Annotated in this window: 11 protein-coding genes and 1 pseudogene; 8 read left to right on the forward strand and 4 right to left on the reverse strand. The window is 67.4% G+C overall.

All coding sequences use genetic code 11. The annotated features are described in order from the left end of the window. A pseudogene (locus QZT59_RS07255) lies at positions 1-638 on the reverse strand (hypothetical protein); the annotation flags it as partial. Positions 639-743: 105 nt separating this feature from the next. After that, positions 744-2,117, reverse strand: a complete 1,374-nt coding sequence (locus QZT59_RS07260; RefSeq protein ID WP_290813504.1) for a serine hydrolase — start codon at positions 2,115-2,117, stop codon at positions 744-746. A gap of 118 nt (positions 2,118-2,235) precedes the next feature. Here QZT59_RS07260 and QZT59_RS07265 point away from each other — a divergent pair, with 118 nt between their 5' ends. The 5 genes from QZT59_RS07265 (at position 2,236) to QZT59_RS07285 (ending at position 5,594) form a co-directional block, all read left to right on the forward strand. Next, the gene (locus tag QZT59_RS07265) at positions 2,236-2,757 is read left to right on the forward strand and encodes a YkgJ family cysteine cluster protein (protein WP_290813508.1); all 522 of its coding nucleotides are present in this window, start codon (positions 2,236-2,238) and stop codon (positions 2,755-2,757) included. 192 nt (positions 2,758-2,949) lie between these two features. Beyond that, positions 2,950-3,354 carry a hypothetical protein gene (locus QZT59_RS07270; protein ID WP_290813511.1) on the forward strand — a complete coding sequence of 135 codons (405 nt, stop codon included), beginning with the start codon at positions 2,950-2,952 and terminating at the stop codon, positions 3,352-3,354. A 135-nt stretch (positions 3,355-3,489) separates the two neighbouring features. Continuing rightward, positions 3,490-4,143, forward strand: coding sequence for an HVO_0476 family zinc finger protein (locus tag QZT59_RS07275; protein ID WP_290813514.1), 654 nt, complete (start codon positions 3,490-3,492; stop codon positions 4,141-4,143). A 28-nt stretch (positions 4,144-4,171) separates the two neighbouring features. After that, positions 4,172-4,816, forward strand: a complete 645-nt coding sequence (locus tag QZT59_RS07280; protein WP_290813516.1) for a protein-L-isoaspartate(D-aspartate) O-methyltransferase — start codon at positions 4,172-4,174, stop codon at positions 4,814-4,816. Between the two features lie 46 nt (positions 4,817-4,862). Next, positions 4,863-5,594 carry a protein-L-isoaspartate O-methyltransferase gene (locus QZT59_RS07285; protein ID WP_290813519.1) on the forward strand — a complete coding sequence of 244 codons (732 nt, stop codon included), beginning with the start codon at positions 4,863-4,865 and terminating at the stop codon, positions 5,592-5,594. Positions 5,595-5,597: 3 nt separating this feature from the next. On the opposite strand, the gene QZT59_RS07290 is transcribed toward QZT59_RS07285, so the two are convergent. Then, on the reverse strand, positions 5,598-6,050 hold the full coding sequence (locus QZT59_RS07290; RefSeq protein WP_290813522.1) for a hypothetical protein: 453 nt from the start codon (positions 6,048-6,050) through the stop codon (positions 5,598-5,600). A gap of 75 nt (positions 6,051-6,125) precedes the next feature. On the opposite strand from QZT59_RS07290, the gene QZT59_RS07295 reads away from it, so the two are divergent. The 3 genes from QZT59_RS07295 to QZT59_RS07305 all read left to right on the forward strand — a co-directional run bounded on the left by QZT59_RS07295 (position 6,126) and on the right by QZT59_RS07305 (position 8,667). Next, positions 6,126-7,223, forward strand: a complete 1,098-nt coding sequence (locus tag QZT59_RS07295; protein ID WP_290813525.1) for an ATP-binding protein — start codon at positions 6,126-6,128, stop codon at positions 7,221-7,223. Positions 7,224-7,279: 56 nt separating this feature from the next. Then, the gene (locus QZT59_RS07300) at positions 7,280-8,311 is read left to right on the forward strand and encodes a hypothetical protein (RefSeq protein ID WP_290813528.1); all 1,032 of its coding nucleotides are present in this window, start codon (positions 7,280-7,282) and stop codon (positions 8,309-8,311) included. A gap of 179 nt (positions 8,312-8,490) precedes the next feature. Beyond that, positions 8,491-8,667: a YHS domain-containing protein gene (locus tag QZT59_RS07305; RefSeq protein WP_290813531.1), complete on the forward strand. Its 177-nt coding sequence runs from the start codon at positions 8,491-8,493 to the stop codon at positions 8,665-8,667. 1 nt (position 8,668) lies between these two features. Here QZT59_RS07305 and QZT59_RS07310 read toward each other — a convergent pair. Beyond that, the coding region (locus QZT59_RS07310; RefSeq protein WP_290813534.1) for a DUF4129 domain-containing protein at positions 8,669-9,038 on the reverse strand (370 nt) is incomplete at its 5' end.

Below are 9,038 nucleotides of genomic sequence, written 5' to 3' on the forward strand. Positions count from 1 at the left end.
GGAATCGGATCGGCGACGAGCAACCGGGGGAGCAACCGAAACCCGACCGTGAACACCATCAGCGCCCCCACGCCCGCCGCGAGCAGGTGGGTCGCCGCGCTGGGCGTCGCCGCGAGGATCGTCGGACCGCCGACCGCGGCGATGGCCGTGTCGTAGGCTCCGACCGCGAGGTACGCGAGGACGACCGGGAAGACGGCGTTCGCCGCCCGATCGATCCGCCGTCGGTGGGCGTTCGCCTGTCCCGTTCCCGTCTCGGTTCCCGTGAGATTGTCCCGGACGGTCCAGCCGATCGCGACGAGAAAGACCGCCGCCCCGATCGCCCACGCGACCGCGCCGAGCGCCGTCACGTCGGGCGTTCCCGCCCCAGCGCCACCGATCGCGAGCAGGACCGTTCCGCCGGCGGTTAACGGAAGCTGGAGTGCCGGCGCGAGCGGGACGGCGAGTTGGCGATCGAAGTATGCCGGTACGAGCGCGTAGGCCTTCCCGAAGATCACGTGGAGGACGAACCCGTAGATCGCGAGCGTGCTCGTCGTTCGTCGCGGCACGTCGAGGAGGGTGACGATCGACCACGCCACCAGAAACAGCACGCCGACGATCACGAACCGCTGTGCCCGATTCGAGACGGCGCGTGTACTCATTCCGTGATGATACTCGTTTCCCCGCGAAGTTCGTTGTGATCGGCGAGGTTCGTTCTGATCGGCGAAATTCGTTGTGATCGGCGAAATTCGTTGTGATCGGGGCGATCAGACGCGCTGGAGTCGGTACCGCATGTGATACAGGTCGGCGGTCTCGCCGTCGAGGTCGAACTCGACGGGCACCTCCGCCGAGGAGGCCAGCGTCGTGCGGAAGGTCGTGTCGTCAGGGTCGAGCGACTCGGGCTGGAGTCCGATCTCCCGATCGCCGTAGGAGGATTTCATGGTCATCCGAAGCTCGCCACCGACCCGCTCGACCTCGGCGACCATCCCCTCGCGGAAGCCCTCGTATCGGCCGGTGACGGATTCGAGCTTCTCGCGGAGCGCGAGCTGTGGAACCGCCGTCGGCTCCTCGCCGAGCGCGAGCGCGAGGACACCCGGAGCGATCTGTCGCGGGTGACGTTCGGGTGAGGCGTTACACGCCAGGATGACGCCCAGCCCCTCATCGGCCAGATAGCCCATGTAGGCCGTCGAGACGAGGATCGAACCGCTGTGGCCGATGAGTTCGTCGTCGAGCAACGGCTCGCGGATGTAGCCGTAGCCGTAGTGCTGTGGCTCGCCGTCCAGTCGGTGGAGACGGGTGGTTCGGGGGGCCTGTAGCTCCTCGACGCTGTCGGCCGAGCAGACGCGTCCCCCATCGAACTCGCCGTCGGTCATCATCGCACGGAGGTACCGGGAGAGTTCGCGGACCGACGAGAGCATCCCGCCGGAGCCGTGGCTCGTCTCGCCGAACGGGAACGAGACCTCCTCGCGCTCGCCGTCCCGGACGCGATACGGCGTCATGGCGTCGTCGTCGCCCTCGAACTCCTCGCGGTCGTAGGTCGAGCGCTCCATGCCGAGCGGTTCGAAGATCTCCTCGGTCACGTAGTCGGCGTACCGGCGTCCATCGACGGCTTCGACGATCTGTGAGAGGACGCTGTAGCCGGTGTTGTAGTAGAAAAAGCGGTCCCTGTCGATCGCTCGGAGATCGGTCGTCTGCCGAACCCACGAGCGGTGGTCCTCCCAATCTCCCATCGGTCCCGCCGGTTCGAGATCGTAGTACTGCGAGATAAGCCCCGCACCCGTGGACGGCATTCCCGAGGTGTGCGTCAACAGCCCCTCGATCGTGATCGGCTCGCCCGGCGCGTCGTCGTAGTAGTCGACGTACTCGGAGACGGGATCGTCGACCGAGAGATCGCCGTCCTCGGCCAGTTGCATCAGTGCGAGCGCAGCCACGGACTTCGAGATCGACGCGAAGCCGTAGAGCGTCTCCGGGGTGGCTGGCTCGTTGCGTTCGAGGTCGCGCGCGCCGAACCCGCGCTCGTAGATTACCTCCTCGCCGTCGACCAGGAGGAGGCTCGCGCCTGGAATCTCCTCCTCGTGCATCCAGTCGGTCACGAACGTCTCGATCTCGCGCCGTCGATCCGCCGAAAGCGTGTCGGCCATGATCGACCGTTTCCTCACAGCGGGTTAACGATTTGCTCCCCGGAAGGTGTGTCAGGGAGGATGCGTATCCTCGCTCCGTCCCCGTCGTTCTTTTACCCGTTCGGGCCGAACGCCGAGCGTGCGCGTCTCCGACGACGATACCCCTCACCGCCGCGTCGAGGTCCATCCCGGCTGTGAGGTCGTCGTGGAGTTCGATCCGTCGCTGACGTTCGAGTGCGTCGATAGCTGTACGTGGTGTTGTCACCACGGCGTCCTGTTGTACGACCGTGATCTTGTCGGGTTGGCCGAGCGGGCGGACATCGCGGAGGCGACCACCCGCGTCCGGGGACGGGACTTCGTCCGCAAGGCGGAGAAAGATCACGACAATGTGGGCGACGACGGGATGGCCTGCCGGTTTCTCGACGCGGACGGCCTGTGCAGCCTGCACGCCGAGCACGACTGGAAGCCGACTCGCTGTTCGGTGTTTCCACTCGGCATCCGCGTCGAGGACGGTGAACTGTACGTCGACGTACGGGACGCCGCTCGCGAACACTGCGACGGACTCGGCGAGACCGATCGTCGACTGATCGACAACCTCGACGCGTTTCTCCCGAAAGGGCTGTGGGAACTCGACGATCCCGCCACGCGGCGAGAGCTGTGAGAGACGCCGGACGTGGCATCCGTTCCGCCCTCACCTAACCGCCTTCCGAGCAGGTTACCCGCACGCTATCCGAAATGAACCGTCCCCCGACCGAGCCTAACGATCGAACGGTCGGGCCGGTTTTTCCGACCGGCCACCGAACTCGGTGGTCGGGCCGGCCGCGGTCGTTTCGTCCGGCCCGGGTGATTATACATGAGCGAACGCAACAGAGACGACGACCGCCGCGACGAGAGGATGACAGACCACGACGAGGGGATGGGAGAGCACGACGAGGGCATGACAGACCACGACCACCACGGAACAACGGACCGTGGTGGAAGCGAGATGACCGAATCCGGTCACGGATCGGGAAGCGGTCGAACGACGATCCACGACGACGATCGGGGCAAGACCGTCTACAACGAACACGGCGACGAAATCGGCGTGGTGACGGAGGTTCGACACGGAACCGCCCACGTCGACCCCGACCCGGGACTGACCGACTCGATCAAGGCGAAACTCGGTTGGGGCGACATCGACGACGACACCTACCCGCTCCAAGAAGACGCCATCGCCCACATCGACGACGACGGCGTTCACCTGCGTGGAAACCTGTAGACCGCGTTCTCCTGTGAGGTGACGCGTAGCACGCCGACTACGGCAGATACGTGCTGGCGTGAGGCGATTCCTCCCTCTCCGTGCTCTCGTTTTCGGAAGGAACACGTTTTACGTCCGCGTCCAGTACGCCCGTCCATGACTGACCTCAACGCCGGAACGCGGCTCGCTCTCGTCTGTCCCGCGTGTTCGCCCGATCTCGAAACCGTCCACGAGGTGCTCTCGCCCGGCGGGCACGCGACCGTTCGATGCACGGAGTGCGATCACGTCCACAAGACCGCGATCGAACGCGAGCGGACGGTCGATCGACGCGTCGTCGTCTCACAGGACGACGAGTCGTTCAGCGCCCAGACGGACGTTCCGAGAGACGAGCGCCTCGCGATCGGTGAGGAGTTCGTCCTCGACACCGAGGAGGCACTCGTCGAAGCCCGAATCACGGGCCTGGAGACGATCGAGGGAACCCGAACGGAAGCGGCCCGAGCGGCCGACGTTCGGACGATCTGGGCGCGGGACGTGGGAAACGTCGCCGTCGACGTGACGCTTCACCCCCACGACGGAACCCACGACGAGAGCCGCAGCGTCTCGATCCTCGTTCCGGGCGATTACGCGTTCATGATCGGCCAGCCCGAATCGATCGACGGCGAGGAGTTCACCGTCGAGTCCGTGATCGTCCGGGATGACACGGTCGGCTACGACCGCGACCAACTCGACGAGCGCGGCGACGAGGTGCTCGCAAAGGACGTAAAGCGCCTCTACGGTCGCGACGACACGACCGCCCGGTCGGCGTGGTGACCGTCGAAATCGAACGCGGAACGCAACGATGACCGAGAACTTCACGGACCGACGCGATCGGATGGTCGACCACCTCGTCGAGCAGGGCCGAATCGAGCGTGCCTCGACGGCCGCCGCGCTCCGTGCGGTTCCGCGTCACGAGTTCGTCCCCGAGGAACGACGGCGACACGCCTACGACGACCGGCCGCTCCCGATCGGCGAGGACCAGACCATCAGCGCGCCGCACATGGTCGGGATCATGCTCGATCTGCTCGCGCTCGATCCGGGCGACCGCGTCTTGGAGATCGGAACCGGCTGTGGCTATCACGCCGCAGCCACCGCGGAGGTCGTCGGCACTGAGAACGTCTACAGCGTCGAGTACCACGAGTCGCTCGCCGAACGGGCGCGAGCGCGCCTCACAGCGCTCGGCTACGGCGACATCTCGATCAGGGTCGGTGACGGACATGCCGGCTGGCCTGCACACGCACCGTACGACGCGGCCTACCTCACCTGTGCGGCTCGCGCCATCCCTGAGCGCGTCCTCGATCAGGTCCGCGACGACGGCGGGCGGTTGCTCGGGCCGATCGGCTCCCGCTGGCAGACGCTCGTACTGCTTCGGAAACGCTCTGACGGGTCGATCGACCGCGAGGACCACGGCGGCGTCCGATTCGTCCCGATGCGCGGCGGCGAGTAGCCACCGGAGCGCTCCATTGATTACCGTCTATCCCCGACCGGGGGGTATGGATCCCGCGGTGCTTCGCGACGACATGGTCGCCGGTCTCGAGCACGAGGCGAAGGGCCACGTCCGGAGCGACCGCGTCGCCAGCGCGATGCGGAGCGTTCCGCGGGAACCGTTCGTCGAAGACGAGCGCACGGCGTATCAGGACCGCGATCAGGAGTTCCGGGGGACGCGCGTCCTCGCGCCGAGCACCGTCGCCCGGCTGATCGAAGCGCTCGATGTCCGGGCGGATGACGATCTGCTCGTCGTCGGCGCGGGCGTCGGCTACACGGCCGCAGTCCTCGCCGAGATGGTGGGCGCACAGCGCGTTCACGCGGTCGACATCACCCGGCCGGTCGTCTACGCCGCCCGGCAGAACCTCGCGGAGGCGGGCTACGACGCCGTCCTGGTCGACTGTCGGGACGGGGGCCGTGGACTGCCGGAGTACGCCCCGTTCGACCGAATCCTCGTTGAGGCCGCCGCAATCGAGCCGCCACGGGCACTGCTCGATCAACTCGCGCCGGGCGGACGACTCGTTATCCCGCTGGGTTCGGGTCCCCAGACGCTGGTCGCCGTCGAGGACGGCGACATCGTCGCCGAGTTCGGATCGACCTCCTTCGACCCGCTGTTAGTCGAGGGCGAGCAGGCGGACGCGCTCGAACGCAACCGGACGGCCCGTGAGGAGCGCGAGCGTGCTCGCCAGAGTAGGGGAGTGGGCTGGGAACTCGACTGGATCGACTGGGAGGACGACTGATCGTCAGTCCGCCGGAACCACCAGAATCCCGGTGTTCTCGCGTCTGTCCTCGTACTCGCTTCCGGCGGGTGGCTCGATGTCGATCTCCAGCGAGCCGCGCCGCTCGTTCGGGGGGAGATCGGGATCGATCGTGAGCGACGCCACGCCGCTCTCGTTGGTCGTCGCGGTGTGGACGCCGTCGAGGGACGCCGTTCCGGCGTCGACGATCACCATCGCGTCGGCGACCGTTCCGCCGTCCGGATCGACCACGGCGATGTCGATCTCCTGTTCGCCGGGTTCGACGACCTCCGGGGTTGGCTTGGCGTCGAGTTCGGTCACCGCAAGCCCTTCGATTCCCGACAGCATGTTCAACATGACGCTGAGGCTCGCGACGCCGACGACGAGCGCGATCACGAGTCGGACGGGGAGTCCTTCGATGGCGCGGTCGTCCGCGCGAAGACTGGCCAGACGGAGCATGGGTTCCCTGGCCGCGCTCTCGCATAAGTACCCTCGTACGGAGGGTCAAATACCGGAACGAGACCAGGTGGTGCCATGGTTCGGGTGCTCGGCCAGCGGACGGCCGACCGGGGCGGCCAGCACGTTCGGCTTGGCCGCTATCGCGCGACCGACGGGAGCGACGGCGCGCGGGTTGGTCTCGATGTCGAACGTCCACACGCGGCCGTCGTCGTGGGAAAACGAGGATCGGGAAAGAGCCACACGCTCGGCGTGCTCGCCGAGGGGCTCGCGCGAGCGGAGGGCGTCGCGCCGATCGTCGTCGACCCGATGGGCGCACTCGACGGACTCGTCGAACCGGCCACGGGAGCGTCGGTTCCCGCGCGGGTAATTCGAACGCCGACCGTCCGCGCCGATACGATCCCGCCTGACGCGTGGTGTGATCTCCTCGGACTCGATCACGCCTCGCCAGCTGGCTCCCTCGTCTGGCAGGCCGCCGCCGCGGCCGACACACTTGAGGAAATGACCGACGCGGTCGAGGGGTCCGACGCCGACCGGTCGTCGATTCGAGCCGCGAAGAACCACCTCGTACTCGCCGACTCGTGGGGCGTCTTCGATCCCGGCGGACTGCGTCCCGAGGACGTTGATGTCGATTCGGCCACCGTCGTCGACTGCACCCAGCTTCCGGCCGCCGCGTCGAACGCCGTCGTCCGCGCGCTCGCTCGTGGATGCTACGACGCCCGAATCGCGGGGGAGATGACCCGATTGCCGTGGTTGTTGCTCGACGAAGCGCACGTCTACTTCGAGGGCGTCGCCGAACCGGCGCTCCGGACGCTCCTCACGAGGGGGCGATCCCCTGGGGTCGGGTTCGTCGCCGCGACCCAGCGACCGGGGGCGCTTCCGGAGGTGGCGCTCGCACAGGCCGACCTGCTCATCGCCCATCGGCTGACGGCCCGACCGGACCGGGAGATGCTGGCACGCACGCGACCGTCGTACCTCGAAGGATCGCTCCTCGACCGGGTGCCGGCGTCGGTGGGCGGAGCCGCCGTCGTCGACGATGCGACGGCGGACGTACACGCGATCCGCGTCCGAGAGCGGCACACGCCACACGGCGGCGGCTCCCCACGAGCGTCAGCGGTTGCAGAGAACGCACGAACGACCGGTGACCGACGATCGAGTAGCGACTGGGCCACCTGAGAGGAGTCGGCGGCAGGTTCAACGCCCCGGAGATGGTACGTCCGTCGAGGGACTCGATGCAGCTAACCCCGCTCGACGAGCGACTCCTCTCGACGCTAGGGGAAGGCCCTGCGTCCGAACGGGAACTGGCGGCCGCGTTCGACGAGCCGACGGAGTCGGTCGTCGATCGGCTGGACGGCCTGCTGGACAACGACCTCGTCGAGTCCGCCGACGGGACGGTCCGGCTCACAGATAGCGGCCGTCGCGTCCTCGCCGCTCCGGGGGACGGTACGGCCGACGACCGGATCGACGTTCCCGAGCGCGTCCGGGAGTCGATCGAGCGGATGGGACTCAGAGCCGATCGCGAGGACGCCCTGCTGGCGACGGTCTCGTTCCTTCGCTACTGGGGGGCGGCGACGGCAGCCGAGATCGTCGACGCGATCTACAGCGCGCACCCAGCGGACTACGACTCGCCGGTTCGATGGTGGAACGGGTTCGTCCGGGATGCCTTAGCGTCGATTCCGGACGTCTCGCCTCCGGACGACGGACCGACGCCTGCACTCGGTTCGGACGCCGCGATTCCGAACGACTGGAACCCGTGGACGTGGGATGGGGAAACCGATCGTCCACGGGCCGACGGGCGGGCCGTACTCGGCGATCCGGAGGCGTTCGCGAGCGCCAAACACGCACTCGAAGCGCTCAACCCGCCGTCGGACGTCCGACGGGCGGCGCACGGGGCGTTCACCGTCCTGCTCGGACGTGGGACGATGCGCGAGACGGACCTTCAGGGAACGATCCGAACACCGGAAAACGCCCCTGACGAGTGGTGGACCGATGAGGTTCAGCCGGTGCTGGTGGCCATCCCCGGTGTCGAGCGAACGACGGATGACGGGGAGCCGAGGTGGCGGTATCGGGCAGGCGATGCGGGTACATCGGCGGGTGTCGTCGAGCCACCACCTCCGCCAGCGGCGTGTCCGGTCTGCGGGCAGCCGTTTTCGGGCCGGGTGTTCATCACCGCCGAGGGAACGATCGTTCCCGAGCGTCGTGGACGAACGTGCGTCGCCACGCTGGAGGGTGGAATCGCGACGTACTATCACCGCGATCGGTAGTTGATCCGGAAACCGACCAAAGAGCCTTCCGGTGGAACGTCGAATCCTCCGGGGCATGCGATCGCTACCATCGGTACACGACGGTCGATACCGATCGTCCGCCGACCACGCGAGGATGAACGGATTGCGATGCCCGAAACGGTCACCGACGAGGACGGCTGACGATCGGAGGGCTGCAGATGGACACTGAGTGTGTCGTCTGCGGCCGGTCGATCGACAGCGAGGATCCCAGTGAAACGGGATACGGCGACGAGACGGTCGCCCCCGCACAGGTCGAGTACGACGGGAAGACGTATCTTCTCTGTCGTGATTCGTGTCGCCGGACGTTCGAGGAGGATCCGGAGGCGTACGCGTGACTTATTCGTCGGGCGTGTACGTCTCCTCAATCCGACGGAGCGCCCGTCGAGCGCGCTCCGATCGGTCCTCGGTTGGATCCTCGCCGCCGTAGCGGACCTCCTCGAACAGGCGGGTGAGTTCGGTCACGTCGTCGGGAGCCATGCCCACCTCGATGGCGGCGTCGGCGAACTCCGCGGGCGTGCTCGCCTCGGGATTGTCGACGTCGAGGTACTCGGTCATCTCCCGCCAGGCGCGGTAGATCGCGTTGTCGGCGTCGGCGTCGTCTTCGATCCGATCGGCGGCCCGTCCGGCGATCCGTCCGACCGCGGCGACGCCCGGTTGTTGCGTCTCCGCCTCGTCGATCTCCTCGATCCGGTCGTCGCTCCCCGAC

Source organism: Halovivax sp., from assembly GCA_007119345.1.
GTDB lineage: Archaea > Halobacteriota > Halobacteria > Halobacteriales > Natrialbaceae > Halovivax.